The organism is Amycolatopsis sp. NPDC114484, from assembly GCF_055633755.1.
In genome coordinates, this window is sequence record NZ_JBVKDQ010000028.1 from 46,069 (window position 1) to 72,144 (window position 26,076).

The 26,076-nt window shown below is 70.0% G+C and carries 19 protein-coding genes; 7 read left to right on the top strand and 12 right to left on the bottom strand.

Going from position 1 to position 26,076, the window contains the following annotated elements; translation table 11 throughout:
• Positions 1 to 631 precede the first annotated feature (631 nt).
• The 3 genes from ACZ7SW_RS39645 to ACZ7SW_RS39655 are packed head-to-tail and all read right to left on the bottom strand — an operon-like array spanning position 632 to position 5,210.
• Positions 632 to 2,185 (bottom strand): GMC family oxidoreductase, encoded by a 1,554-nt coding sequence (locus ACZ7SW_RS39645; protein WP_470235503.1) that lies wholly within the window; start codon positions 2,183 to 2,185, stop codon positions 632 to 634.
• Positions 2,182 to 3,708, bottom strand: a complete 1,527-nt coding sequence (locus ACZ7SW_RS39650; RefSeq protein ID WP_470235504.1) for an APC family permease — start codon at positions 3,706 to 3,708, stop codon at positions 2,182 to 2,184. The genes ACZ7SW_RS39645 and ACZ7SW_RS39650 overlap by 4 nt, the downstream gene beginning before the upstream one ends.
• A 32-nt stretch (positions 3,709 to 3,740) precedes the next feature.
• Positions 3,741 to 5,210: an aldehyde dehydrogenase family protein gene (locus ACZ7SW_RS39655; RefSeq protein WP_470235505.1), complete on the bottom strand. Its 1,470-nt coding sequence runs from the start codon at positions 5,208 to 5,210 to the stop codon at positions 3,741 to 3,743.
• Positions 5,211 to 5,419: 209 nt separating this feature from the next.
• On the opposite strand from ACZ7SW_RS39655, the gene dxs reads away from it, so the two are divergent.
• Positions 5,420 to 7,336 (top strand): 1-deoxy-D-xylulose-5-phosphate synthase, encoded by a 1,917-nt coding sequence (dxs, locus tag ACZ7SW_RS39660; RefSeq protein WP_470235506.1) that lies wholly within the window; start codon positions 5,420 to 5,422, stop codon positions 7,334 to 7,336.
• 504 nt (positions 7,337 to 7,840) lie between these two features.
• Here the strand turns inward: dxs and ACZ7SW_RS39665 are convergent.
• Positions 7,841 to 8,467 (bottom strand): hypothetical protein, encoded by a 627-nt coding sequence (locus tag ACZ7SW_RS39665; RefSeq protein ID WP_470235507.1) that lies wholly within the window; start codon positions 8,465 to 8,467, stop codon positions 7,841 to 7,843.
• A gap of 179 nt (positions 8,468 to 8,646) precedes the next feature.
• Between ACZ7SW_RS39665 and ACZ7SW_RS39670 the strand changes: the two genes are divergently transcribed.
• Together ACZ7SW_RS39670 and ACZ7SW_RS39675 are read left to right on the top strand one after the other, a co-directional pair.
• On the top strand, positions 8,647 to 9,282 hold the full coding sequence (locus ACZ7SW_RS39670) for a cupin domain-containing protein (protein WP_470235508.1): 636 nt from the start codon (positions 8,647 to 8,649) through the stop codon (positions 9,280 to 9,282).
• 55 nt (positions 9,283 to 9,337) lie between these two features.
• On the top strand, positions 9,338 to 10,201 hold the full coding sequence (locus ACZ7SW_RS39675; RefSeq protein ID WP_470235509.1) for a LysR family transcriptional regulator: 864 nt from the start codon (positions 9,338 to 9,340) through the stop codon (positions 10,199 to 10,201).
• Here the strand turns inward: ACZ7SW_RS39675 and ACZ7SW_RS39680 are convergent.
• From ACZ7SW_RS39680 to ACZ7SW_RS39700, 5 genes are read right to left on the bottom strand one after another with little or no spacing between them, the layout of a single operon-like run.
• Entirely contained in the window at positions 10,167 to 11,615 is a 1,449-nt protein-coding gene (locus tag ACZ7SW_RS39680) for a purine-cytosine permease family protein (RefSeq protein ID WP_470235510.1), read from the bottom strand. The two genes, ACZ7SW_RS39675 and ACZ7SW_RS39680, sit on opposite strands and share 35 nt — an antisense overlap.
• Positions 11,615 to 13,021, bottom strand: coding sequence for an aminobutyraldehyde dehydrogenase (locus ACZ7SW_RS39685; RefSeq protein ID WP_470235511.1), 1,407 nt, complete (start codon positions 13,019 to 13,021; stop codon positions 11,615 to 11,617). Before ACZ7SW_RS39685 ends, ACZ7SW_RS39680 begins: the two co-directional genes overlap by 1 nt.
• On the bottom strand, positions 13,018 to 14,661 hold the full coding sequence (locus ACZ7SW_RS39690; protein ID WP_470235512.1) for a thiamine pyrophosphate-binding protein: 1,644 nt from the start codon (positions 14,659 to 14,661) through the stop codon (positions 13,018 to 13,020). The genes ACZ7SW_RS39685 and ACZ7SW_RS39690 overlap by 4 nt, the downstream gene beginning before the upstream one ends.
• Positions 14,658 to 15,611 carry an agmatinase gene (gene speB, locus ACZ7SW_RS39695; RefSeq protein WP_067579433.1) on the bottom strand — a complete coding sequence of 318 codons (954 nt, stop codon included), beginning with the start codon at positions 15,609 to 15,611 and terminating at the stop codon, positions 14,658 to 14,660. The genes ACZ7SW_RS39690 and speB overlap by 4 nt, the downstream gene beginning before the upstream one ends.
• Positions 15,608 to 17,059 carry a sodium:solute symporter family protein gene (locus ACZ7SW_RS39700; RefSeq protein WP_470235513.1) on the bottom strand — a complete coding sequence of 484 codons (1,452 nt, stop codon included), beginning with the start codon at positions 17,057 to 17,059 and terminating at the stop codon, positions 15,608 to 15,610. Before ACZ7SW_RS39700 ends, speB begins: the two co-directional genes overlap by 4 nt.
• Positions 17,060 to 17,166: 107 nt before the next feature.
• Between ACZ7SW_RS39700 and ACZ7SW_RS39705 the strand changes: the two genes are divergently transcribed.
• From ACZ7SW_RS39705 to ACZ7SW_RS39720, 4 genes are all read left to right on the top strand, one after another.
• Complete coding sequence (locus ACZ7SW_RS39705) at positions 17,167 to 18,651, top strand: PucR family transcriptional regulator (RefSeq protein ID WP_470235514.1); 1,485 nt, start codon at positions 17,167 to 17,169, stop codon at positions 18,649 to 18,651.
• Between the two features lie 59 nt (positions 18,652 to 18,710).
• Positions 18,711 to 19,382, top strand: a complete 672-nt coding sequence (locus ACZ7SW_RS39710) for a response regulator transcription factor (RefSeq protein WP_344267515.1) — start codon at positions 18,711 to 18,713, stop codon at positions 19,380 to 19,382.
• Positions 19,379 to 20,503, top strand: a complete 1,125-nt coding sequence (locus ACZ7SW_RS39715; protein ID WP_470235515.1) for a sensor histidine kinase — start codon at positions 19,379 to 19,381, stop codon at positions 20,501 to 20,503. Before ACZ7SW_RS39710 ends, ACZ7SW_RS39715 begins: the two co-directional genes overlap by 4 nt.
• A gap of 83 nt (positions 20,504 to 20,586) precedes the next feature.
• Positions 20,587 to 20,931: a PIN domain-containing protein gene (locus tag ACZ7SW_RS39720; RefSeq protein ID WP_470235516.1), complete on the top strand. Its 345-nt coding sequence runs from the start codon at positions 20,587 to 20,589 to the stop codon at positions 20,929 to 20,931.
• Positions 20,932 to 20,982: 51 nt separating this feature from the next.
• On the opposite strand, the gene ACZ7SW_RS39725 is transcribed toward ACZ7SW_RS39720, so the two are convergent.
• The 3 genes from ACZ7SW_RS39725 to ACZ7SW_RS39735 all read right to left on the bottom strand — a co-directional run bounded on the left by ACZ7SW_RS39725 (position 20,983) and on the right by ACZ7SW_RS39735 (position 26,048).
• Positions 20,983 to 22,596 (bottom strand): PHP domain-containing protein, encoded by a 1,614-nt coding sequence (locus tag ACZ7SW_RS39725; RefSeq protein WP_470235517.1) that lies wholly within the window; start codon positions 22,594 to 22,596, stop codon positions 20,983 to 20,985.
• A 144-nt stretch (positions 22,597 to 22,740) separates the two neighbouring features.
• Entirely contained in the window at positions 22,741 to 24,849 is a 2,109-nt protein-coding gene (locus ACZ7SW_RS39730) for a 3-hydroxyacyl-CoA dehydrogenase NAD-binding domain-containing protein (RefSeq protein WP_470235518.1), read from the bottom strand.
• Positions 24,849 to 26,048 (bottom strand): thiolase family protein, encoded by a 1,200-nt coding sequence (locus tag ACZ7SW_RS39735; RefSeq protein ID WP_470235542.1) that lies wholly within the window; start codon positions 26,046 to 26,048, stop codon positions 24,849 to 24,851. Before ACZ7SW_RS39735 ends, ACZ7SW_RS39730 begins: the two co-directional genes overlap by 1 nt.
• Positions 26,049 to 26,076 lie beyond the last annotated feature (28 nt).

The following is a 26,076-nucleotide window of genomic DNA, read 5'->3' on the forward strand; positions in this document are numbered from 1 at the left end:
CGGGGTGAGCCCAAGCCGGACGCCAGCAACATCCACGCGCCCGGCGCTGGCCGTACGTCGGCGGGCGGGGCGAGCCGGTTCGCGTCCGGGAGCAATGCCCCGGCGCAGGCTAGGCGGAGTCTGAGAGCCAGGTCGGGTTCCGTCGTGCCCAGCGGCGGTCGCCCCGGCACACGCGAGCGCCAGATTTCCTGCACACAAGGAAGTCTGCGTCCGGCGCGTCGTCTGGCCGGGGATTCTGGCGATCAGTCAACTGCGCGGGCCTGCTCCGCAGGGTCTCGCCGACCGTGCCTCGACGTCGGATTGCTTGTGTCGCAACGAAATCTGCGTCCAGGACACCGCTTTGCCGCGGTTCTTGCCTGGGGCCGGATGGTAACTTTTGGTAACGGTTCGATTACGCGAGAACCTTCACGCTCTCGCTGGCGACTGACCTTATGTGCATCGAGGAGGTGCGCTCTCCGGCAACGGCCGGAGGACGAAGCGAGGGGCGGACATGATGTTGCGCAAATTGCTGGCAGCGGCCCGGGTTCTGGCGGCGGGCCGTCGACGAACCGGATCCGGCGGGCTGACCGGCCCCGTCGGCCGAGGCGAGCGGGTGACGGTGCCTGCCGGGACACCACCACCCGCTCGAAGATCAGCCCCGGTCTTCCTTGAGCATGTCCGCGCACTTCTCGCCGATCGCCATCGTCGTGATGCACGGGTTCACCGTGACGAGGAACGGCATCACCGAAGCGTCGGCCACCCGCAGGCCGTCGACGCCGCGGACGCGCAGGCGGGCGTCCAGGACCGCCTCCGGGTCGCCGTCCGCGCCCATCCGGGCCGTGCACGCCGGGTGGTAGACGGTGTTGTGCGTTTTGCGGAGGTAGTCGGCGATCTCGTCGTCGGTCTTGCAGTCGCGGCCCGGCGCGAGTTCGACGCCGGCCCATTCGTCGAGGGCGGGCTGGGCGGCGATCTCGCGGGCGAGCTTCACGCCGTAGGTCATCACGCGCATGTCGTACTCGTCGGTGAAGTAGCGCGGGTCCACCCGGGGCTTGTCGCGGAAGTCCCGGGTGCGCAGCCGCACCGTGCCGCGGGAACGGCTGCGCGTCACGTTCGGCGTGAGGCAGAAGCCGTTCTCCGTCGTCGGGTAGCCGTGCCGGACAGTGTTCAGGTCGAACGGGACCGAACCGTAGTGGAACATCAGGTCCGGGCGGTCCAGGCCGTCCTCGGTCATGGTGAAGACGCCGATTTCCCACCACTGCGTGGATTCGGTGACCATCGGCTGCAGGGCGTCCCACATCACCAGGCCCTCGGGGTGGTCCTCGAGGTTCGAGCCGACGCCCGGCGAGTCCACGAGCACCTCGACGCCGACCTCGCGCAGGTGCTCGGCGGGCCCGATGCCGGACAGCATCAGCAGTTTCGGCGTGTCGATCGCGCCGGAGCTGACCACGACCTCGCGGCGCGCGGTGATCGTGCTGTGGTGGATCAGGTCCGGGTCCAGCACCTCGACGCCGGTGCAGCGGCGGCCGTCGAACAGCAGCCGCTTCGCCCGCGCGCCGGTGCGGATCTCCAGGTTCGGCCGCTTGCCCATGATCGGGTGCAGATAGGACACCGATGCCGAGGACCGGGTGCCGTCCTCGCGGGCGTTGATCTGGAACCAGTTCGCGCCGTGGGTGACCGTCGTGCCGGAGTTGAACTCCGTCGTCGGGATGCCCGCCTGGTCGCACGCGGCCAGCAGCGCCGCGCCCGCCGGGTCGCGCGGCGGCACCGACCGGATGGTGACCGGACCGGAGCGGCCGTGGTGCTCGCCGGGGCCGTCGTTGGTCTCCAGCCGCTTGTACAGCGGGAAAACGTCGGCGGCCGACCAGCCGGGCAGGCCGATCGAGGCCCATTCGTCGAGGTCCTCGGCCGGAGCCCAGAACGCGATGCACGAGTTGTGCGACGAACAGCCGCCGAGCACCTTGGCGCGGGCCTGGCGCAGGTAGGAGTTGCCCGCCTCCTGCGGCTCCACCAGGTAGTCCCAGTCGTAGCCGGATTCCAGCAGGCCCATCCACTGGGTCAGCTCCAGCACCTCCGGCACGTCCGTGTCGGACGGTCCGGCCTCAAGGAGGCAGACGGTCACGTCCGGATCCTCCGACAGCCGGGCGGCCACCACCGACCCGGCCGTGCCGCCGCCGACCACCACGTAGTCGAACTCGCTTGCGCTCACCGGGAAACCTCCTCATCGGGCGCGGAGGCGGCGGCGTGGTCCGCCAGCACCCCGACCTTGTGCCGTTGCACGAACCAGTAATAGGCGAAGCCGCCGGCCGCGAAGACGCCGACGAACAGCACCGAGATCCACTGCAGATACCAGTGGAAGGGCGGGGTCGCGTTGTAGATCTCGTTGCGGGGCCAGGCCAGGTTGACCGTCATCGCGCCGCCCCACAGCACCGCGAGCACGTTCACCGGAAGGCCCCAGCGGCCGAGGGAGAACCGGCCCGCCGGGGTGCCCTCGCGCGGCCAGCGTCCGCGCAGCCGGCGGATCAGCATCGGCACGGTCACGAGGAGGTAGGACAGGTAGATCAGGATGATCGCGAGGCTGGTGACGGCCGAGAAGATCTGCGTGGAGTTGATGTTCAGCAACAGCAGCGCGACCGCGAGCACGCCGATCACGATCGCGGGCAGCACCGGGGTGCCGGTCGTTTTGTTGACCCGCGCCAGTTTCCGGCCGCCGGGCAGCGCGTTGTCCCGCGCCATCGCGAACGCGATCCGGATCGCCGCGGTGTGCACCGCCAGCACGCACACGGTGATCGCGATGAACACGACGAACAGGAACACGCGTCCGATCGCCGGGCCGAGCGCGTCGGTGAGCACGTACTGCAGGCCGACCGTGCCGAGTTCCGGCGCGTGGATGTTGCCCACGGCCATGAGCGCGAACAGGATGATCAGCCCGCCCAGCACGAAGGAGGCCACCAGCGCGCGCAGGATCGCCTTCGGCGCGTTGCGGTGCGGGTTCAGCGATTCCTCGCCGAGCGAGGCGGCGGTGTCGAAGCCGTACATCACGTAGGAGGAGGCGATGCCGGCGATCAGGAACGCGCCGAGGTAGCCGGACGAATGCCCGGCCTCGGTGCCGTTCGTCTCGGTCACCACCGACGGGCCGCGGACGAAGTGGAAGGCCAGGAACACCACCAGCAGCACCGCGAACAGCAGTTCCACGAACACGCCCGCGCTGTTGATCCGGGCCATCAGCTTCACGCCGAACGCGTTGACCAGCGTCGTGAACACGATCAGCACGGTGGCCAGCAGCACGCCGTTGGCCGCGTCGCTGGTGCCCGTGCCGTCGCCGATGAACTGGAAGAACGACGTGATCTGCGGCAGCGTCCGCTGGTAGGCGAGCGCGGTCGCGGAGATCGAGACGATCGAGGCCAGCAGCATCATCCAGCCGGCCATCCACGCGATGTGCGGGTTGCTGAGCTTCTTCGCCCAGTTGTAGACCGACCCGGCGACCGGGTACTGCGCGGCCAGTTCGGCGAAGCACAGCGCCACCATCAGCTGCCCGATGAACACCGCGGGCCAGGACCACCAGTAGGCCGGTCCGCCCTCGGACAGACCGAGGTAGGAGAGCTGGAACACCCCGGTCAGCACCGAGATGTAGCTGATGCCGGCAGCGAAGGTGTGGAAACTGCCGAGCGTTCTCTTGAGCTGGTTGGTGTAGCCGAATTCGCCGAGTTCGCGATCGCCGGTGTCGCTCAAGGGCACGGTTCCTTTCGGTGGGGGAGGGGGGATCAGCCGGAGAACCAGTGCTGGGGACCGGGCTTCAGGTTCTGGTGGATGTGCTTGACCTCGGTGTATTCCGCCAGTCCGGTCGGGCCGAGTTCGCGGCCGAAACCGGACTGCTTGTAACCGCCCCATTCGGCCTGCGGCAGGTACGGGTGGTAGTCGTTGATCCACACCGTGCCGTGCCGGAGCCGGTTCGCGACGCGCTGGGCGCGGGCGGCGTCCTGGGTGAACACGCCGCCGGCCAGGCCGTAGTGGGTGTCGTTGGCGATGCGGACGGCGTCGTCCTCGTCGGTGAACGTCTCCACGGTCAGCACCGGGCCGAAGGATTCCTCGACGACCGCAGTACTGCCTTGCTGGACGTTGTCGAGGATCGTCGGCAGGTAGTAGAAGCCGTCTTGCAGGGCCGGGTCGTCCGGACGCTTGCCGCCGGTGCGCAGGACCGCGCCCTCCTCGATGGCGGTCGCCACGTAGCGCTCCACCTTCTCGCGGTGCGCGGCGGAGATGAGCGGGCCGGTCTCGGCGTTCTCGTCGAACGGCCCGCCGAGGCGGATCCGCTCCGCGCGGCGCACGAGTTCGTCGACGAACTCGTCGTGCCATTCGCGCTGGATGATCAGCCGCGCGCCGGCCGAGCAAACCTGCCCGGAGTGCAGGAACACCGCGGTGAGCGCGTAGTCGACGGCGGTCTCGAAGTCCGCGTCGGCGAACACCACGTTCGGGTTCTTGCCGCCGAGTTCGAGCGCGACCTTCTTCACCGTCGCCGCCGCGTTCGCCGCGATCACCCGTCCGGTGGCCAGTCCGCCGGTGAACGACACGAGGTCGACGTCCGGATGCTCCGACAGCGGGGCCCCGGCCGCCGGGCCCGCGCCCAGCACCAGGTTCGCGACACCGCCGGGCAGTCCGGCCTCGGCGAGCAGCCGCATGAACAGGATCGAGGTGTGCGGGGTCAGCTCGCTCGGCTTGAGCACGAACGTGTTGCCCGCGGCGAGTGCCGGGGCGATCTTCCACACTGTCTGCAGCAGCGGGTAGTTCCACGGGGTGATGAGGCCGCACACGCCGACCGGTTCGTGCACGATCCGGCTGAACGAGTCGGCGCTGCCGGTGTCCACGACCCGGCCCGCGTCATTGCCCGCGAGCTTGCCGAAGTAGCGCAGGCAGGCCGCGATGTCGCTCATGTCGTAACGGCTTTCGGCCAGGCGTTTGCCGGTGTCGAGCGATTCGGCGCGGGCGAATTCCTCCGCGTCGCGGTCGAGCAGGTCGGCCGCGCGCAGCAGCAGGTTGCCGCGCTCGCCGGCGGGCGTGCCGGGCCACGGGCCGGTGTCGAATGCCCGGCGCGCCGCGGCGATGGCGGCCTCGGTGTCCTCCGCGGTCGCTTCGGCGACCTCGGCGACCAGGCTGCCGTCCGCGGGGCACCGGATCTCGCGTCGCCCGCCCGCGCGCGCGTCCACCCATTCGCCGCCGATGTACAAGTCCGCCATGGGGTCCTCTCGAGCTCGGGGGTCCGTCCGGGATTATCACGGCCACGCGCGGTGACCGCGACTTGACTGACCGGGCTGGTGATCTTCCCCGCTCGTGGAGTTGCGTTCCGGCCGGAGCTGTGATCCGGGACGCGGGCGACCGGACCGGAGTGGCGGCCGTCCGTAGACTGGCCGGAACCGGCGGAGGAAGAAACGGGCGAGGTGGAGCGGTGACCATGCTGGACTCGGTGCACGGACCGGCGGATCTGAAGCGCATGAGCGTCGAGGACCTCGGCGAGCTGGCGGCCGAGATCAGGGACTTCCTCGTGGACAAGGTCCGCCGCAGCGGCGGGCACCTTGGCCCCAACCTGGGTGTCGTCGAGCTGACGCTGGCGCTGCACCGGGTGTTCGACTCGCCGCGCGACGCGATCGTGTGGGACGTCGGGCACCAGGCGTACGTGCACAAGATCGTCACCGGGCGCCACGGCGACTTCGACAAGCTGCGCCAGCAGGGCGGGCCCACCGGGTACCCGTGCCGCGGCGAGAGCGAGCACGACCTGGTGGAGAACAGCCACGCGTCGGCCGCACTGTCCTATGTGGACGGCATGGCGAAGGCGTTCGAGCTGTCCGGCGGCCCGCGCAGGCACGCGATCGCGGTGGTCGGCGACGGCGCGCTCACCGGCGGCATGTGCTGGGAGGCGCTCAACAACATCGCCGGGCGCAAGGACCGCCCGGTCGTGATCGTGGTCAACGACAACGGCCGGTCGTACTCGCCGACCATCGGCGGGATGGCCGACCACCTGGCGTCGCTGCGGCTGCAGCCGGGCTACGAGCGGCTGCTGGACGGCGGGCGCGAGCTGCTGCGCAGCACCCCGGTGGTGGGCAAGCCGATCTACGCGGCGCTGCACGCGGCCAAGGCGGGCATCAAGGACGCGCTGAGCCCGCAGGTGATGTTCTCCGACCTCGGCCTGAAGTACCTCGGCCCGGTCGACGGGCACGACCTGGTCGCGCTGGAGAAGGCGTTCCAGAGCGCGCGGGCGTTCGGCGGTTCGGTGATCGTGCACGTGGTCACCGAGAAGGGCCACGGCTACGCGCCCGCGGTGAACCATCAGGCCGACCAGATGCACCAGACCGACCCGATCGACCCGGAGACCGGCCTCCCGCCGGTGAAGGGCCCCAGCTGGACCGGCGTGTTCGGCGACGAGCTGGCTAAGATCGGCGAGGAGCGCGAGGACGTCGTGGCGATCACCGCCGCGATGCTGCGCTCGACCGGGCTGGAGAAGTTCTCCGAGCGCTTCCCGGACCGCTGGTTCGACGTCGGCATCGCCGAACAGCACGCGGTGACGTCCGCGGCCGGGCTCGCGATGGGCGGCTGCCACCCGGTCGTCGCGCTGTACTCGACGTTCCTGAACCGGGCGTTCGACCAGGTGCTGATGGACGTCGCGCTGCACCGCCAGCCGGTGACGTTCGTGCTGGACCGGGCGGGCATCACCGGTCCGGACGGCCCGAGCCACCACGGCATGTGGGACCTGTCGCTGCTGGGCATGGTGCCGGGCATGCGCGTGGCCGCGCCGCGCGACCCGGGAACCCTGCGCGAGGAACTGCGCGAGGCGGTCGCGGTACAGGACGGCCCGACCGCGCTGCGGTTCTCGAAGGGCAGCGTTGGCCCGGACGTGCCCGCGGTGGAACGGATCGGCACGGTCGACCTGCTGCGCCGCCCCTCCGGTTCGACGGACGTGCTGCTCGTCGCGGTGGGTCCGTTCGCGCAGTTGGCGCTGGAGGCCGCGGACCGCCTGGCGGACCAGGGCATCGGCGTGACGGTCGCGGACCCGCGCTGGGTGGTGCCGGTTCCGGCGGAGCTGGTCGCGCTGGCGGAACAGCACAAACTCGTGGTGACGGTCGAGGACAGCGGCCGGCACGGCGGCTTCGGCTCAGCGCTGGCGGCGGTGCTGCGGGATGCCGAATGCGACGTCCCGCTGCGCGACCTCGCGGTGCCGCAGGCGTTCCACGACCACGGAACCCGGGCCGAGGTGCTCGACCGGATCGGCCTGACCGCCCAGGACGTGGCGCGGCGGATCACGGAGTGGGCTTCGGGGCGGCTGGGCTCCGATGTGGAGGAGACTGCGGGGGAGAAGCCGCGCGCTTGAGTTGAGGTGAGTGGGGTGAGGTTGCTTCGCGCTTGAGCGGTGTGGGCTTCTGGCGGCTGGGCTCCGAGGTCGAAGGGGCTGTGGGGGAGAAGCTGCGCGCTTGAGTTGAGGCGAGTGGGGCGAAGGCTGTTTCGCTCTTGAGCGATGTGGGCTGGGCGAGGCTGCTTCGTGCTTGAGCGGAGTGGGCCGAGTGGAGGAAGTTTCGCGTCCGAGCAGTGTGGGCCGGGCGAGGCTGTTCCGTGCTTGAGCGGTGTGGGCTTCGGCGCTGCCGGGCTCCGAAGCGAAGGAAGCCGCTGGGGAGAAGCCGCGCGCCTGAGCGGGCCGGGCGGAGGATCCCCGCGCCTGAGAGGAGTGGGCCGAGTGGAGGAAGTTTCGCACCGAAGCGGACTGGGCTGGGCTGGGCGGAAGAAGCCCCGCACCTGAGCCCCCGGATGGCAGGTCTCCGCAGCGGAGCCCCGCCATTTCCCCAGATGCGGGCTGCCCGCTTGAATGTCGCCGGAACCGCTAGCCCGCCGTCGGGGTTTCGGTGGCGAAGGTCTGGTCGATGTCCGGGATCCAGTAACAGACCTCCAGCGTCTTCCTCCGGGACATGTGCCAGACTTTCCGGCTGCTGCCCAGCGCCCCGGTCGCGCCGAGCAACGAGAGAACGGCAGCTCCGGCAGCGACCACCCGATGCGGGCCGGTCGCGGTCTGGACGAGGGCGACGACCGCGGCCAGCGTGAACGCGAACGCGATATTGCGCAGCATCACCGATTGCGCGCGCATCCGGACGATTTCTCCCGCGGCGTCCTTGTCGTGCAGTTCAGCCGCGGCCACGAGCAGCGCCGGGTTGGCCTGGACGTAAGCACGGTCGCTCGCCTGCGGAACCTCGGCGACGAATTCTTGCCGGGCCTCCTCCGCGTCCCGTCGGGGGCGGAGCCGCTCGAGTTGCGCGGCCAGCGGGTGGAAGAGGTGCCCGAGCAGGTAACTCGCCACTACGGCACCGGCTACCAGCAGTGCGCCCGGTGCGGAAGTCAGTGCGGCGACGTGCAGCACGCCCAGCCGGTCGAGCACGTAGACGATCAGCGACAGCTGAACCGCTCCGGGTACCGCGAAGCTGAACAGGTCGAAGATGCCGACTGCGAACGTCACGAATCGCCTCCAGGACAGGGGTTTCAGGGATCGTCCCACAGCCGCCCGGAGCCGGTACCAGGTTTGCTCATCGTGGTGCGCGATAGCAGTGATCCGCGCTGGGCTCTTTCCGTTCTTCGCGTTTCCGGAAGAATCAAAGGCAGCAAATCTTCCTCAGTTTCTGGGAAAGGGCGGAAAGAATGTCGGAAATCAGCAGGCGGGGTGCGCTCGGAGCGGGTGCGGGAATCGCCGCGGCGACCGCGCTCGGGGCGAGCGGAACGGCGGGGGCGAGCACCGCGGCACCGGCCGCGACGACCACGCCGGTGTATGTTTTCCCGCTCGCCAAATCCGCGCCTGCCGTTCACGACGGCGGGACGTTGCGCGGAGCACACGAGAAGAACTTCAAGGTGCTGGCCGGTCAGCAGGGCTCGGTGTACCTGGTGCACCTCGACCCCGGCGGGGTGCGCGAACCGCACTGGCACCCGTCCGCGTGGGAGCTGAACTACATCATTTCTGGAAAGGCCGACTGGAGCATTCTCGGCACGCACGAGGACGGCAGTTACCACAATGAAGTCTTCAGCGCGAGTGCCGGGGAACTCGTCTTCGCCCCGCAGGGATTCTTTCACTATTTCGCGAATTCCAGCACCACCGAAGGCCTGGACGTGCTCGTCATGTTCAACACCAGCACCGGGGAGCCGAACGACGACATCGGCATCGTCGGGACGCTGAACTCGCTGCCGAGGGAGATTCTCGCCGCCTCGTTCGGGGTTCCGGTGTCGGCGTTCGCCGCGATCCCGAAGGACCTGAAGCCGGTGGTGATCACCCGCCGCCGGTAGTGGCAGTGCCCACACCTGGTACACGATCGGGTACCGAGAGTGGTACTCCGGAGTAGTGATAGATCCGGTGCTGCTGCGCACTTTTCTCGCTGTGGCCGAGGCGGGCGGGTTCTCCGAAGCCGCCCGCCGGCTGGATCTCGGGCAGTCGACGGTGAGCCAGCACGTCCGCCGTCTCGAGACGGCGCTCGGCAGCGTGCTGTTCGAGCGCGACACGCACAGCGTGCGGCTCACCGGCGACGGCGAGACGATGACCGGCTTCGCCCGCGGCATCCTCGACCAGCAGGACCGCGCACTGCGCTATTTCTCCCGGCCGGGCACGCGCGGGCGGGTCCGGTTCGGGGTGTGCGAGGACTTCCTGCTCGGCCACGCCGCGGACGTCCTCGGCCGGTTCCGCGGCGCGCATCCGGGGATCGACCTCGAACTGTCGGTCGAATTGAGCGAGGTGCTGCACTCCCGGCTCGCCGACGGGGACCTCGACCTGGTGCTGGCCAAGCGCGACTCCGGGCAGGGCGTGCGCCGGGACCCGCTCGTGTGGGTGGGCTCGCCCGGGCTGGACCTGGTCCCGGGCGAGCCGCTGCCGCTGGTCCTCTACCCGGAGCCGAGCGTCACCCGGGCCCGCGCGCTGAACGCGTTGCGCCGCAACGGTGTCCAGTGGCGGATCGGCTGCGTCAGCGAACGGCTCAACGGCCTGCGGGTCGCGCTCGAAGCGGGGCTCGGCGTCGGGCTGTTCGCGGCGTCCGTGGTCCCGGACGGGCTGGTCCCGGTCAGCGGTCTGCCCGATCCGGGATCGGTGACGTTCGTGCTGAGCCACCGCGGAACGGCACGGGGTTCGGCGGCGGCGCTGGCGGACACGATCCTGTCGGCCCAATGGAGCCGGCCGCCGCTCACACTTCGGCAGTCACCGCTTCCGCAGCGGTAGCCGAAGACGGCCCGAAGACCTCCCGCGGCTCCGGAAACACCTTCACCAGCACCGGATACGCCACCGCCGCCGTGCACAGCGTCACCACCAGGCTGAGGTCCACCCCGCCCGCGATCCCGGCCAGCGGACCGGTGATCATCGGCGTGTTCGCGCACAGCAAACCGAGTGCGGTGGCCGGGAGCCAAGCCGCCATCGCGCGCCAGTTGACGCCCCGGTGGAACCAGTACCGTCCGCCGGTGCGGCCTTCGTTGAACACCTGCAGGTCGGCCGGGTCGTAGTAGCCGCGGCGCTGTACGTAGCCGATCATCATGATCACCATCCACGGCGACGTGCACAGCACGATCAGCGTCGCGAACGCGTTGATGCTGGACACCATGTCGAGCACGAAATTGCCGACGAAGATGAACAGCACGCTGAGGGTCCCGATCAGCAGTGTCGCCCGGACCCGGGACAGGCGCGGGAAGATCGAGCTGAAGTCCAGGCCGGTGCCGTACAACGCGGTGGTGCCGGTCGACAATCCGCCGATCAGGGCGACCACGATCAGCGGGATCGCGTACCAGAGCGGCGAAATCGCGGTCAGGCCGGTGACGTAGTCGGCCGGGTCGGCGACCAGGGTCGCGGTCGCGATGCCGAAGCCGAACGGCAGCAGCGTCGCCAGTTGCGCGAGGAACGGCGCGGCCAGCAGCGAGCGGCGCGAGTGGGTGGCGGGGATGTAGCGCGACCAGTCGCCGAGGAACGCGCCGAACGAGATCGGGTTCGCCATCACGGTCAGCACGGCGAGGATCCACGTCGGCCAGAAGGTGCCGAGGGCGAAGGCGCCGTTGCCGGCGAACGACGGGTCGAACGAGCCGCCGTAGGCGAAGTTCCCGACCAGCATGATGAGCGTGCCCAGGGTCACCGCGACGCGGTTGACCAGCAGCATGAAGCGGTAGCCGTAAATGCACACGACGAGGACGGCGATCGCGATCACGCCGTAAGCGACCGCGCGCAGGACCGGGCCGCCGTCGATGCCGAAAAGCCGTTGTGCCGCACCGGCTACCGCGTCGCCGCTCACCCACACCGAGATCGCGAAGAAGGTGATCGCGGTGAGCAGCGACAGGAACGAGCCGACGCACCGGCCGACCACGCCGAAGTGCGCGCCGGACGAAACCGCGTTGTTGGTCCGGGTGACCGGGCCGAACAGAGCCATCGGGGACAGCACGAGCGCGCCGAGCACTACGCCCACGACGGTCGCCGCGAGTGCGGCCCAGAAGCTCAGCCCGTACGCGATCGGCAGCGTCCCGAGGATGATCGTGGCGAACGTGTTGGCCCCGCCGAACGCGAGCCGGAACAGGTCGCGCGGCCGGGACGTCTGCTCGGCGGGCGGGATCGGCGCGATGCCGTGCTGTTCGACCTCGGTGACTTTGCCGCTCATTACTCGAACCTCGTCATCACGTGCTTGACGCGGGTGTACTCGGCGAACGAATACGCCGAGAGGTCCTTGCCGTGCCCGGAGTGGCCGAACCCGCCGTGCGGCATCTCGGCGGTCAGCGGTCCGTGCGTATTCACCCACACGCAGCCGAAATCGAGGTCGCGCGACACCCGCGCGACACGGGCGACGTCGTTCGTCCAGACCGAAGAAGCCAAGCCGTACGGGACACCGTTGGCCAGCTCCAGCGCTTCCGTCTCGTCGGCGAACGACTGGACGGTGATCACCGGCGCGAAGACTTCCTCCTGGACCAGTTCGTCGTCCTGGCGGAGTCCGGACACGACAGTCGGCGCCAGCTGGAAGCCCGGTCCGGTCGCGGTTCCGCCGGTTTCGACGCGGGCGTGCGACGGCAGCCGTTCCAGCAGGCCGAGCACGCGGTCGAGCTGGGCGCGGCTGTTGAGCGGACCGTAATCGACGTCCGGACGGCGCGTGGCGGCGGCTTTCGTCAGCGCCGCGACGAATTCGTCGTGGATGCTCTGGTGCACCAGCACGCGGCTGCCCGCCGTGCAGTCCTGACCGGCGTTGTAGAACGCGGCGTCGGCGATCCGCTCGGCGGTGTCGGCGAGATCGGTGTCCGGGAAGACCAGCAGGGGAGCGTTGCCGCCCAGCTCCAGATGGGTGCGCTTGAGATCGGCCGCGGCGACGGTGGCCACGTCGATGCCGGCGCGCGTCGAGCCGGTGATGGACACCAGGTCGGTATTCGGGTGCCGGACCAGCGCGCGGCCGGTTTCGCGGTCGCCGCACAGGACGTTGAACACGCCCGGCGGCAGGAATTCCGCCGCGGTTTCGGCCAGCAGCACCGCGGTGGACGGCGTGGTTTCCGCGGGCTTGAGCACCACGGTGTTGCCCGCGGCGAGCGCCGGGCCGATCTTCCAGACGGCCATCATCAGCGGGTAGTTCCACGGCGCGATCTGCGCGCACACACCGATCGGCTCGCGGCGGATCACCGACGTGTGCCCGGCCAGGTATTCGCCCGCGCCGGTGCCTTCGAGCTGCCGGGCCGCGCCGGCGAAGAACCGCAACGTGCTCACGCACTCCGGGATTTCCTCGTCCAGCATGACCGAACGGACCTTGCCGGTCTCGCGAACCTCGGCGTCGGCGAACTCTTCCGCGCGGGCTTCCAGCGCGTCGGCGATCTTGAGCAGGGCTTCCTGGCGCTGCGCGGGCGTGCTGCGCCGCCACGACTGGAACGCGCGCGCCGCCGATTCCATCGCGAGGTCGATTTCGTTCCGTGCGGAAAGGACACTCGTGCCGAAGACCTTGCCGGTGGCCGGGTCGGTCAGCTCGAGGGTCGCCTCGGTGTCGGGGGTGTCGACCAGGGCGCCGCCGACGAAGTTGCGGAGGTGGGTCACGAGTGCTCCAAATGGGTTGGGGCGAACATCTTCAGCAGCGCGGGAAGCACGACGACGGACGGGCCGGGGGTGCGCAGCGCGTCGGCGAGGTCGGTGCGGACAGTGTCCAAAGTGGTCTTTTGGGCGGGGATGCCGAACGATTCGGCCAGTGCGACGAAATCCGGCCGGGGCAGTTCGGTCGCGGTGGTCTGGCCGAACGCGCCGGTGAGGTATTCGCGCAGGATGCCGTAGCCGCCGTCGTCGACGACCAGCCACGTCACGTCGAGCTGGTGCTGCACCGCGGTGGCCAGCTCGGCCAAGCTGTACATCGCGCCGCCATCGCCGGACACCGCCAATGACCGCACGCCCGCGGCGGCAGCGCCGAGCGCGCCGGGCAAGCCGTAGCCGAGACCGCCCGCACCCTGCGCGGTGTGGATCGGCGCGCCGTCCGGATTCCACACCGACCACGCCCAGTAGGCCGCGATTGTCATGTCCCAGAAGGTTTGCGTGCCTTCGGGAAGTGCGGCGCGTACGTCCTCCATCAGCTTCCGCTCCGCAGCGAGCGGCTGACTGTCCAACCTGGACTGGACGCGCGCGAGCAGCTCCTTCGCCGCCGCCTCGGCGCGACCGTCCGGAGTGCGCGGCGTGAGCTGGTCCAGCAGAGCGCGGAGGGTGTGCCGGACGTCGGCGTGCAGTGCGAGCGCGGGGTAGTTCGACTCCAGTTTCCCGAGATCCGCCTCCACCTGTACGACCTGGCCGCGCGGCGCGAACTCGCGGTAGTTGCTGGACAGCTCGCCCAGCCCGGACCCGAGCACCAGCAGGACATCGGCGGCGGAGAGGAATTCCGTGGTGTGCCAGTCCTCCATCCACGATTGCGCGGAAAGCTCGTGGTCCCAGGCGAAAACGCCCTTGCCGCCGAACGTCGACACCACCGGCGCGCGGAGGGTTTCGGCGAGCTGGCGCAGTTCGTCGTGCGCCCCCGAACGCAGCGCGCCGCCCCCGGCGAGGATTACCGGATTCTTCGCTGCGTCAAGGAGTTTCGCGGCTTCGGCGACCAGTTCCGGCAACGGTTCGAGCGGTGCGACAGCCGCGGTCACGGTGGTCAGTTCCGGCAGGATCGTTTCGGCGAGCAGCACGTCCTGCGGGATTTCCACCCACACCGGCCCGTACGGCGCGGTCGCGGCGGATTCCCACGCCTCGCGCAGCGCGGTCGGGATCTGGCTGATCGAGCGGACCACGTGCACCGACTTCACGACATCGCGGAAGCTGGCCTGCTGGTCCGGCAATTCGTGCAGGTAGCCGTGCCGTCCGCCGCCGAGCCCGGCGACCGGGACCTGGCTGGAGATCCCGAGCACCGGCACCGAAGCCGCGCGCGATTCCTGCAGCGACGCCAGCGTGAGCAGCGCGCCGGGGCCGGTCGACACGATCATCGGCGTGACCGGCACCGGGCCGTGCGGATCGGCGGCGAGCCGGGCGCGCGCGTGACCGTCCGCGGCGAAGGCGAGGTTGTTCTCCACTCGCGAGCTGACCACGCGCAGGTCGTCGGCCCGGCGCAGCGCCTCGAACAGGCCGAGCGCGTGCTGTCCGGGCAGGCCGAACACGGTGTCCGCGCCGAGCGCCCGCAGCGTCTCTACGACAACGTCGCCGCCGATCCGGGTCATGCGTCGCGTCCCAGCGCCAGCAGGCTGACCAGGTCGTAGGCGACGTGCGAAGCGGCGACCGCGGTGATCTCGGCGTGGTCGTAGGCCGGGGCCAATTCCACGACGTCCGCGCCGACCAGGTTGAGTCCGCGCAGGCCGCGCAGGATCTCCAGCAGTTCGCGGCTGGTCATGCCGCCCGCTTCGGGGGTGCCGGTGCCGGGTGCGTGCGCGGGGTCGAGCACGTCGATGTCCACGGACACGTACAGCGGACGGTCGCCGATGCGCTGCCGAAGCGCGTCCACCGTCTCGTCGATGCCACGGCGCAGTACGTCGCCGGAGGTGACGATGCCGAAGCCGAGGCGACGGTCCTCTTCGAGGTCACGCTTGCCGTACAGCGGGCCGCGCGTGCCCACGTGCGACACGGCGCTGGTGTCGAGGATGCCTTCTTCGACGGCGCGACGGAACGGGGTGCCGTGCGTGTACGGCTCGCCGAAGTAGGTGTCCCAGGTGTCGAGGTGCGCGTCGAAGTGAAGCAGCGCAACGGGACCATGCTTCTTCGCCGCCGCGCGCAGCAGCGGGAGCGCGATGGTGTGGTCGCCGCCGACGGTCACCAGCTTCGTCTCGCCCGCAGTAAGCGCTTCGGCTTCCTGCTGCAGCTTCTCGATCGCTTCGCCGATGTGGAACGGGTTGACCGCGATGTCGCCAGCGTCCACGACCTGCTTCTCCGCGAACGGCGAAACGTCCAGACCCGGGTGGTACGGCCGCAGCAGCCGGCTGGCCTCGCGCAGTGCCGAAGGACCGAACCGCGCGCCAGGGCGGTAGGACACACCGGAGTCGAACGGCACGCCGACCACGGCTACGTCGGCGCTCGGCACTTCGTCGATCCGCGGCAGCCGCGCGAAGGTCGCGAAGCCGGCGAAGCGCGGGATCTGCGACGAGTCGAGCGGGCCGACCGGACGCTGTTCACTCACTGGGTCAACTCCTGTCGGGTTTCGGATGCGCTGAGATCTTCAGCGGCTTCGGACCCGTGCAGACGTTCTGTCCACACGGAAAGGATGCTGTCCGGCGTACGCGGTGTCGCGAGGCTGACGCCGATGTACACGACCAGGCTGACGCCGAGACCCCAGTAGATCGGACTGTTGGCCGCAACCCCGTCGATGATCATGAAGGCGATGACGGATACCGTCCCGGCCACCATCGACGCGTACGCGCCTTGACGAGTACCGCGCTTCCAGAACAACGCGCCGATGATCGTGACGAGCAGGCCGCCGACGAGGATGTCGTACGCGATGGTGAGCGCGTTGACGACGTCGTCGACGAGCATTGCGATACCGATGGCCACGATGCCCAGCACAAGTGTCGTCACTCGGTTACGCAAGACCTCGCCACTCTTAAGGCCGATCTTGCGGAACAGATCCGAAGTCGTCGTGGTGGCGCACGCGATCAGCGCGCCGCTCGAGGTCGACATCAGCGCGGACAGCGCGGCAGCGAGCACGAGACCGCGTACGCCGGTGGGCAGCAGCCGTTCGGCGATGGTGGCGAAGGCGTCCTGCGCGCTGCCGAGGTCTGGGTAGAGCACCTTCGCCGCAGTTCCGATCAGCGCGCCCGCGATGCCGTACACGAGGCAGTAGACGCCGGAGATGACGCCGCCGCCGGTCGCGACGCGCGGGGTGCGCGCGGTGAACACGCGCTGCCAGATGTCCTGTCCGATCAGCAACCCGAAGGTGTAGATCAGGAAGTAGGTCAGGATCGTCTCGCCGCCGATCGAGGTGAACTCGAAGTACGACGCGTCCAGCTTCTCGGCCATCCCGCTGAAGCCGCCCGCCGAGACGAGCGCGACCGGCAGCAGCACGAACAGGATGCCGATCGTCTTGATCACGAACTGCGCGATGTCGGTCAGCGTGATCGACCACATGCCGCCGAGCACCGAGTACAGCACCACGATCGACCCGCCGATCGCGATCCCGGCCCAGCTCGGGATGGAGAACAGCACCTTGAAGATCGACGCGAACGCCAGCGTCGAGGTGACCGTGAGCATCAGCGTGTAGCCCCACATCACCACGCCGGACACCGCGCTCGCGCGGCCGCCGTAGCGCAGGTCGAGCATCTCGCCGACGGTGTAGACGCGCAGTTTCACCAGCCGCCGCGCGAACACCGCGTGCAGCACCAGGATGCCGACGCCGATCGTGATCACCAGCCACGCGCCGGAGATGCCGTAGGTGTAGCCGAGCTTCACGCCGCCGACGGTCGACGCGCCGCCGAGCACGACGGCCGACATCGTGCCGGAGTACATGAACCAGCCGAGCCGCCGTCCGGCGACCAGGTAATCGGATTTGGTCTTGGCCAGCCGGAGGCCGATCCAGCCGACCCCGATCATGCCCGCGATGTACAGCGCGATCACCGCATAGTCGCCGCCCACGGGTCCTCCTTGAAACGGGGTGGGGTTCTTGCGGGACACCGTAGGGTCGGGCGACCCCGCGGCGGCATGGGACGATGTATCCAGGACTTCGCGGAAGATTGGCCGAAATGACCCACCACGACGTGCTGTTGCCCGCGGAGGTGACAGTTCCACTACGCACCGTCGCGGGCAACCCGGAGCTGGCGCTCGACGTCGTGCCCGAAACGCTGCGCCCGGGCGCGCTGGACCGGCCGGTGCGGTGGGCGCACGTGAGCGAACTGGCCGACCCCGCGCCGTACCTGGTGGGTGCCGAACTCGTGCTGACCGCGGGCGTGAACCTGCCGAAGGACACCGACCGCTACGTCCAGGGGCTGCGCGACGCGGGCGTCACCGCGCTCGGCTTCGGCCTGACCCCGACGGTCTCCGAAACCCTGCCGCCCTCGCTGCGGGACGCCTGCGCGGAGCACGGCCTGCCGCTGCTGGTGGTTCCGCCCGCGACGCCGTTCCTGGCGATCAACCGCGCGGTCGCCGTCGCCCTCGCCGAGGCTGGACGGCACGAAGAACGGCGGTTGGCGGAAGGCCGAGAGGCTTTGACGCGAGCCGCGGGCGGCGGTCTGGGGGAGTTGGTCGCCGCGCTTGCCGGACGGTTGCGCGGGTGGGTCGCGATGGTCGGTGCCGGAGACGTGCTGGCGGCGGGCTACGACGCGCCGCAGCCATTGCCGTCGCCGGTGAAGGAACTGCTCGCGACCCTGCGTTCTCGCTCCGGAATCCGCATCGCGTCCACCGAATTGCCTGATGGCACGCACGTTGTCGCGCAGCCGGTCTACCCGCAGGCGACCGCCGCGCACCTGGTCGTGGTCGGCCGGGCGCGGCGGTTCGACAGCGGGGACCGGGCGATCCTGGCGGTCGGAGCTGCACTGCTGGGCCTCGTCGGCCGAGCCGGGTCGGACAGCGCGGAACTCGGCGCCGCGGCCACGGCGTTGCTGCTCGGCGGCCCCGGCTCGGACGCGCTCGCCGGAGTCGTCGGCAGCGATCAGGCCCGGCTCGTCGCCGGAGTCGCCCATCGAAAGGGCCCGGACGCGCTGGCCCGGCGTCCGGACTGGCTGCGCGCCCGGCTCGACACGCCGCTGGTCCAGGTCCTGCCCGGCCCTCGGTTCCATGCCATCACCGGCGAGCTCGGCGACCTGGACGGCCTCCTGGAGCACGGCTGGCTCGCGGTGGCCAGTTCGCCGCACCCGGCCGCGGACCTGCCCGCCGCCGTCGCGGAAACCGAACTGCTGCTGGCCCGCGCCCGCGCGCTGGCCCGTCCGCTGGCCGCCAGCGCCGACCCGCTCGGCTTCGACGAGCTGATCCCGCCCGCCGCGGCCGGCGCGTTCGCCGAACGCCTGCTGGCCCCGCTGCGGGAGCTGGACCGGGCGCACGGCCGCGAGCTCGTGCCGACCCTGCGGACCTGGCTGGCGCACCACGGCAGCTGGGACCGCACCGCCGCCGAACTCGGCGTGCACCGCAACAGCGTGCGGCACCGGATCGGGCAGGTCGAGCGGGCGCTGGACGTCGAGCTGGCCGATCCGGAAACGCGAATGCGGCTGTGGTTCGCGTTGCGGTGGGGATGAACGCGAGTGTCCATTCAGGTCTCTCAGGTGCTCTCAGGAAACTATGGGATTGTGGTCTGGTGCGAGTTCTGGTAGTCGAAGACGAAGAGCCGTTGGCCGACGCGATCGCCCGCGGACTGCGGCGGGAGGGCATGGCCGTCGACATCGCGCTCACCGGCGACGACGGGCACGAGAAGTCGTCCGTCACGCGGTACGACGTGGTGCTGCTCGACCGCGACCTGCCCGGGATGTCCGGCGACGACCTGTGCCGCGAGATCGTGACGTCCGGCGAGCTGACGCGGGTGCTGATGCTGACCGCGAGCAGTTCGGTGTCCGACCGGGTGGACGGGCTGTCGCTGGGCGCGGACGACTATCTCGCCAAGCCGTTCGCCTTCCCGGAGCTGGTCGCGCGCGTACGGGCGCTGGGCCGCCGCGCGACGCCCGCCGCGCCGCCGCTGCTCACCGCGGGCGACGTCGAGCTGGACCCGGCCAAGCGCACGGTCCGGCGCGCGAGCGGGCCGGTCGAGCTGACCCGCAAGGAGTTCGGCGTGCTCGAGGTGCTGCTGTCCGCGGCGGGATCCGTGGTCAGCAGCGAGGAACTGCTGGAACGGGTGTGGGACGAGAACGCCGACCCGTTCACCACGACCGTCCGGGTCACCGTGATGACCTTGCGCAAGAAGCTCGGCGAGCCGGGCATCATCGAGACCGTGGTCGGCTCGGGCTACCGGGTGTCGGTCGCCGGTTCCGAGTGAAGCTTCCCGGCGCCCGCAGCCTGCGGGTGCGCGTCACCGTCCTGGCGACCGTCCTGGTCGCCGCGGCGGGGCTGTTGCTGCTGTGGCTGGCTTGGACGCTCGTCGGCGACGCGGTCGACGCCGTGCCGCACATGCCGCCGGGCACCATCGTCCGGGTCGACGGCATCGACGTGGACGCGTCCACGCTCGCGCAGCATCTGCGCACCCACGCCGTCACCCGGGTGCTGATCTTCGGCTCGCTGGCGTTCTGCTTCGTGGTGGCCGCGGCGGCGATCCTGGCCTGGACGTTCACCTCCCGCGTGCTCCGTCCGCTGCGCGAGATCACCGGGACCGCGCAACGGCTGTCGATCGAGTCGATGGGGGAGCGCATCGGCGAGATCCGCTCGCGCGACGAGCTCGCCGAGCTGGCCCGGACTTTCGACGCCATGCTCGACCGTTTGCAGGACGCGTTCGATTCGCAGCGCCATTTCGTGGCCAACGCGAGCCACGAACTGCGCACCCCGCTGTCGGTGATCCGCACCGAACTGGACGTGACGCTGTCCGACGAACACGCCGACGAGGCCGAGTTCCGCCGGATGGCCGGGGTGGTCCTGGACGCGACGAACCGGGCGGGACAGCTGGTGAATTCGCTGCTGCTGCTGGCGCGCACCGACGGAGCCGGTCTCGTGACCCGGGAACTGGTGGACCTGACGGTGCTCGTGGAACGGGCCTGGTCGGCGGTCCGCGGCGAAGCCGAACAACGGGGCCTGCGCGCGGATTTCGCGATGCAGCCGTCCCCGGCGATCGGGGATTCGGCTTTGCTGGAACGGATCGCGGGAAACCTGGTCGAGAACGCGGTGCGGCACAACGTCGACGGCGGCTGGATCGAGGTGACGACGGAACCGGGCGCGCAGTGGTCGACGCTGCGCGTGTGCTCGTCAGGCGGCCTGCTGGACCCGGCGGCGGTACCGGAGCTGTTCCAGCCGTTCCGCCGCGCGGGGGTGGCCCGGACGGCGCGTTCGGGAGCGGGGCTGGGGCTGTCGATCGTGCGCGCGGCGGTGCAGGCGCACGGCGGGACGGTGTCAGCGGAGCCGGTGGTTGGTGGCGGACTGGCGGTGACAGTGCGGGTGCCTACCGTGTAGCTGTTTCATTCAAAGTTGCGGCAGTAGTTGCCCTGGCGGGTCCCATCGGTCAGCGAGAGCTGCGCAACGACAACGCGGAGATCATGCGGCGGGTAGGGACCGGCGAGATCCAGGAAGCTTTCCGCGGACTCCCGCCGATGGACAGCGCCGATTGGCGTACATCTCGGTGGTCAATCCGGCTCGCGGAACGGGTCGAGCGCTACCACGCCGCTCTCGAACAGTTCGTGGTGCTGCCGTTCGCGGTCAACGAGGCCAAGATGTACGGCACGGCCGCCGCGTTGGTCCGCCGGTTCGGACGGGACCCCAGGCCGCGCCGGATGGACCTGCAGATCGCCGCGACGGCGGCAGTGCAGCGGATCCCGCTGCTCACCAGAAACCCGAAGGATTTCGTCGGGCTCGACTGGCTGCTCACTGTCGTCGACATCTGATTTCGGCCCGGCGGGCGTGGCCGGCGCCGCGCCCGCCGGGCCGAGATGTCCTCAGTAGACGTCCACGAACGTCGGATTCCCGTACAGCCAAAGGTCTTCGTACGGATCAGCCTGCCCGATCACGTCCACCGCCGGCTCGATCCCGCCGGCGACGTGCCGCTTCCCGTCCGTCCCGCGCACCCGGACGTAGAACGGCTCCCGCACGTTGCGGAAGGTGTGCTTGAACATCACGCGTCGTCCCGCATAGCCGCGCGAAGGCGTGAACGACTCCACCACCCGCGTACCCGGCGCAGTCATCGTGTCGCGATCCGCCGCCGGGCCGGTGACCGGGCCCGAGATCAGGTCCAGCCGGCCGAGACGCGGCACCGAACCAGACCCGTTCGGCCGGTACGCAGTCACCGCCGAAACGACGACCGTCACGGTCGATCCTCGGCGCACGCGCAGCCGTCCGCCGAAAGTCGCGCAATCGCCGCCGCCGAACACGCCGACTTCCAGCTGCTGCACCAAACCGCCGTGAGACAGCCAAATCCGGCCGGCGCGCAGACCCTCCAGCACGCCCTCGAAGCCCGGTCGACGCACACCGACCACGGTGCGGCTGAACTCGCCGGGATAGAAATCCGCGTACGGCGCGGACAATTGCGGCACCCCGCTGTCGACCGGGTCCGGGTATTTGCCGGTCTGCTCGTACCAGCCGTCCGGCACCGACGGCCGCACCAGCTGGTCGCCGCGGTTGTAGTGCGAGTCGGAGTTCGTGGTGATCCACCACGGTTTTCCTTCAGCCAGGAGGGAATCCCAGAGCCCGCCGACCTTCGCGGTGGTCCAGTCCCAGCCGCCGAACGTCCGGTACGCCTCGGCCGGGAAGCCGGGCCACGAGTTCGCGCCGGGGCTGTTGCCGTAGCCGCCGCGCGCGCCGCCGTTGCCTTGCGGTTTGGGGAATCCGTCCGCCTGCGCGCCGGGCGCGCCCTCCATGCCGATCACGATGCCCGGCGCGGTGTCGCGGTAGTTGCGCAGTTCGTGCGGCGACACGCGGCCGTTGCGCAGCGGGTGGTTGATCAGCACGACCGGCGCGTGGATCCGGCGTGTGCGTTCCTGATCGGCGAGCCACCGCAAACCCTTGAGCGCCAACGCTTCGTGCTCCGGGCTGGAGGATTCGGAACCGGTCAGCCGCCAGTCGAAACTCCGCTCGAATTCGCGCAGCACGCTCGCCTGGTCGCGCCCGGCCTGGAAGAACAGCGTGGCGTGCTCCGCGCCGGGCACGTTCCACTCCATGCCTTGCCACAGCAGCAGATCCGGATGCCTCCGCTGCGCCGCGAGCACGTCGCGGCTGGTCGGCTCCACCGACGACTTCTCGTGCGTCGCGTGGCCGTGATCAGTGAAGACGATCCATTTCGCGCCGTGCTCGCGCGCACCGGCGGCGATCCGGTCGATGGTGTACATCGCGTCGTACGAGTACTGGCTGTGCGTGTGGTGATCGCCGACGACCCACTGGTAGCGGCGGCCGAACAGCCAGTCGAGATCGATCCCGAGGTCAAGCCCCAGATCGAGGTCCATGGCGTCGGCCTGGCCCGAGGCCAGCACCGGGGCCCCGGCCGCGACAGCGCCGACCAGCCCCGCCCGCTTGAAGAATCCGCGGCGGCCGACGCCGCCCGGGTCCGTGGTGTTCATCCTGCTCCTGACCTGCTCCGAAGATTCGGCAGGACGCTATGGGGCAGTAGTGAACGGCTGGTGCCTGGAAGGTCACGAAGTGCTCGATGTGTCCGGGTTCACGGCGGAGCCGCCCCGCGGAAACAGGGCGGCTCCGCCAAGGCGTTACGCCGGAACCGAAGCGACGCCCTGGGAGAGGAACGGCTTGCCGTTGACCCGCTCCGAGACGCCCGCCCGGTCGAGGTACGGCGTGATGCCGCCCAGCCAGAACGGCCAGCCCGCGCCGAGGATCAGGCACAGGTCGATGTCCTGGGCCTCCGCGACCACGCCCTCGTCGAGCATGATCCGGACCTCCTCGGCGATCGCGTTGAGCGCGCGGTCGCGGACCTGCTCGGCCGTGGACGGCTGGTCGCCCTGCGTCCACAGCGCGGCGACCTCCGGGTCGACCGACGGCGTGCCGGTCGCGTCCCAGGCCCACACGCCCTTCTTGCCCGCCTTCACGAACTTGGCCAGGTTCTCGCTCACGGTGAAGCGGTCCGGGAACGAGCCGTGAAGCGTCTCGCCGACGTGCAGCGCGATCGCCGGGCCGACGAGCTGCATCAGGTTCAGCGGCGACATCGGCAGGCCGAGCGGCTCCAGCGCGGAGTCGGCGACCTCGAACGGCGTGCCCTCGTCCACGGCCACCAGCACCTCGCCGAGGAACCGCAGCAGCAGCCGGTTCACGACGAACGCCGTCGCGTCCTTCACCAGCACGCTCGACTTCTTGAGCTGCTTGCCGACCGAGAACGCGGTCGCCAGCGCCGCGTCGTCGGTCTTCTCGCCGCGCACGATCTCCAGCAGCGGCAGCACGGCGACCGGGTTGAAGAAGTGGAAGCCGACCACGCGCTCCGGGTGCTGCAGCTTCGAGGCCATCGCGGTGATCGACAGCGACGAGGTGTTCGTGGCCAGGATCGTCTCGGGGGAGACGTGCTGCTCCAGCTCGGCGAACACCTGCTGCTTCACGCCCAGCTCTTCGAAAACGGCCTCGATCACGAAGTCCGCGTCGGAGAACGCGGCCTTGTCGAGCGAGCCGGTGACGAGCGCCTTCAGCCGGTTCGCGCCGTCCGGCGACACGCGCTTCTTGGCGAGCAGCTTGTCGATCTCCTCGTGGACATAGCCCACGCCCTTGTCGACGCGCGCCTGGTCGACGTCGGTGAGCACCACCGGCACCTTCAGACGGCGCACGAACAGCAGCGCCAGCTGGCTGGCCATCAGGCCCGCGCCGACGATGCCGACCTTGTTCACCTTGCGCGCCAACGACTTGTCCGGCGCGCCGGCCGGTCGCTTCGCCCGCTTGTTGACCAGGTTGAACGAGTACAGCCCGGCACGCAGCACGTCCGACATCAGCAGTTCGGCGAGCCCGTCGGTCTCCGCCGCGTAGCCGCGGTCGAGATCGTTTTCCCGCGCCAGCTCCAGCAGTTCGACGGCCTTGGTCGCGCCCGGCGACGCACCGTGCGTGCGACCGTCCACGATGGACTTGGCGCGCGCGACGGCGGCGTCCCACTCCGCACCGCGGTCGATTTCCCGGCGGGCCGGGGTGATTTCGCCGTTGACGACCTTGGCCAGCCACAGCAGCGACTGTTCCAGGTAGTCCGCGGAACCGAAGACCTCGTCGACGATGCCGAGTTCGGCGGCCTTGCGCACGTTCAGCATCTTGTTCTGCGCCAGCGCGTTCTCGATGATCACGGTGACGGCGGCGTCCGGGCCGATCAGGTTCGGCAGCAGCTGCGTGCCGCCCCAGCCCGGGAACAGGCCGAGGAACACCTCGGGGAACGCGATAGCCGCGGTGTTCTCCGACAGCGTCCGGTAGTGGCACGACAGCGCGAGTTCGAGCCCGCCGCCCATCACCGCGCCGTTGACGAACCCGAACGTCGGGATCTTCGACTCGGTAAGCCTGCGGAAGACGTCGTGCCCGGTCTGCGCGATCTCCCGCGCCAGCTTCGGGTCCGACACCGCCTCGACGCCGGAAAGGTCCGCGCCGACAGCGAAGATGAACGGCTTGCCGGTGACCGCGATCGCGGCCGGCTCGGCGGCGAACGCCTTGTCCAGCGCGGTGTTCAGCGCGACGAGACCCTGCGGGCCGAAGGTGTTCGGCCGGGTGTGGTCGTGGCCGTTGTCCAAGGTGATCAGCGCGACCGGCTTGTCCAGCCCGGGCACCTTCACCAGGTTCGTGACCGCGTTGGTCACGACCTCGTCCGGGAACGCGGCCTTCGCCTCTTCAGCGGTGAAAGTCATTACTTCGCCCCCTCAGAGCCGTTGTAGGCCGGGTTTTCCCAGATCACGGTGCCGCCCATGCCGATGCCGATGCACATCGTGGTGAGGCCGTAGCGCACGTCGGGGCGTTCGGCGAACTGGCGCGCCAGCTGCGTCATCAGCCGCACGCCGGACGAGGCCAGCGGGTGCCCGCAGGCGATCGCGCCGCCCCACTGGTTGACCCGCGGATCGTCGTCGGCGATGCCGAAGTGGTCGAGGAACGCGAGCACCTGCACCGCGAACGCCTCGTTGATCTCGAACAGGCCGATGTCCTCAATGGACAGACCGGTGCGCTGGAACAGCTTCTCGGTGGCCGGCACCGGGCCGATGCCCATCACCTCCGGCTCGACGCCCGCGAACGAGTAGCCGACCAGCCGCATCCCGATCGGCAGGCCCAGCTCGCGCGCGGTGTCCTCGTCGGCGAGGATCGCCGCGGTCGCGCCGTCGTTGAGGCCGGCGGCGTTGCCCGCGGTGATCCGGCCGTGCGGGCGGAACGGCGTCTTCAGCTTCGCCAGCTGCTCGACGGTCGTGCCCGGGCGCGGCGGCTCGTCCTCGGTCGCGAGGCCCCAGCCGAGTTCCTTCGACTTCGTCGCCACCGGAACCAGCTCCGGCCCGATCTTGCCGGTCTTCACGGCCTCGGCGTAGCGCTCCTGGCTGCGCGCGGCGAACGCGTCCGTGCGCTCCTTGGTGATCTCCGGGAAACGGTCGTGCAGGTTCTCCGCCGTCTGGCCCATCACGAGAGCGGTCGGGTCGACCAGCTTGTCCGCGACGATCCGCGGGTTCGGGTCGACGCCCTCGCCCATCGGGTGGCGGCCCATGTGTTCGACGCCGCCGGCGATGGCGATGTCATACGCGCCGAAGCCGATGCCGCTCGCGGTGGTGGTGACGGCGGTCATCGCGCCCGCGCACATCCGGTCGATCGCGAAGCCCGGCACGGACTTCGGCAGCCCGGCGAGCAGCGCGGCGGTGCGGCCGATGGTCAGGCCCTGGTCGCCGATCTGCGTCGTCGCGGCGATCGCCACCTCGTCCACGCGCTCGGGCGGCAGCTCCGGATGCCGCCGCAGCAGCTCGCGGATGGCGTTGACGACGAGGTCGTCCGCCCGGGTCCCGGCGTACATGCCCTTGTCGCCCGCCTTGCCGAAGGGCGTGCGTACCCCTTCGACGAAGACGACATTGCGCACCCCTCGCGCGGTGGGCGCGAGCGGCGGC

What these genes read in the sequence shown, in the direction of transcription:
- ACZ7SW_RS39655 (WP_470235505.1), bottom strand. Translation starts at nt 5,210, where the DNA reads ATGGCGGACTTGTACATCGGCGGCGAATGGGTGGACGCGCGCGCGGGC.
- ACZ7SW_RS39670 (WP_470235508.1), top strand. Translation starts at nt 8,647, where the DNA reads ATGTCGGAAATCAGCAGGCGGGGTGCGCTCGGAGCGGGTGCGGGAATC.
- ACZ7SW_RS39680 (WP_470235510.1), bottom strand. Translation starts at nt 11,615, where the DNA reads ATGAGCGGCAAAGTCACCGAGGTCGAACAGCACGGCATCGCGCCGATC.
- ACZ7SW_RS39690 (WP_470235512.1), bottom strand. Translation starts at nt 14,661, where the DNA reads ATGACCCGGATCGGCGGCGACGTTGTCGTAGAGACGCTGCGGGCGCTC.
- ACZ7SW_RS39705 (WP_470235514.1), top strand. Translation starts at nt 17,167, where the DNA reads ATGACCCACCACGACGTGCTGTTGCCCGCGGAGGTGACAGTTCCACTA.
- ACZ7SW_RS39720 (WP_470235516.1), top strand. Translation starts at nt 20,587, where the DNA reads ATGCGGCGGGTAGGGACCGGCGAGATCCAGGAAGCTTTCCGCGGACTC.
- ACZ7SW_RS39725 (WP_470235517.1), bottom strand. Translation starts at nt 22,596, where the DNA reads ATGAACACCACGGACCCGGGCGGCGTCGGCCGCCGCGGATTCTTCAAG.
- ACZ7SW_RS39730 (WP_470235518.1), bottom strand. Translation starts at nt 24,849, where the DNA reads ATGACTTTCACCGCTGAAGAGGCGAAGGCCGCGTTCCCGGACGAGGTC.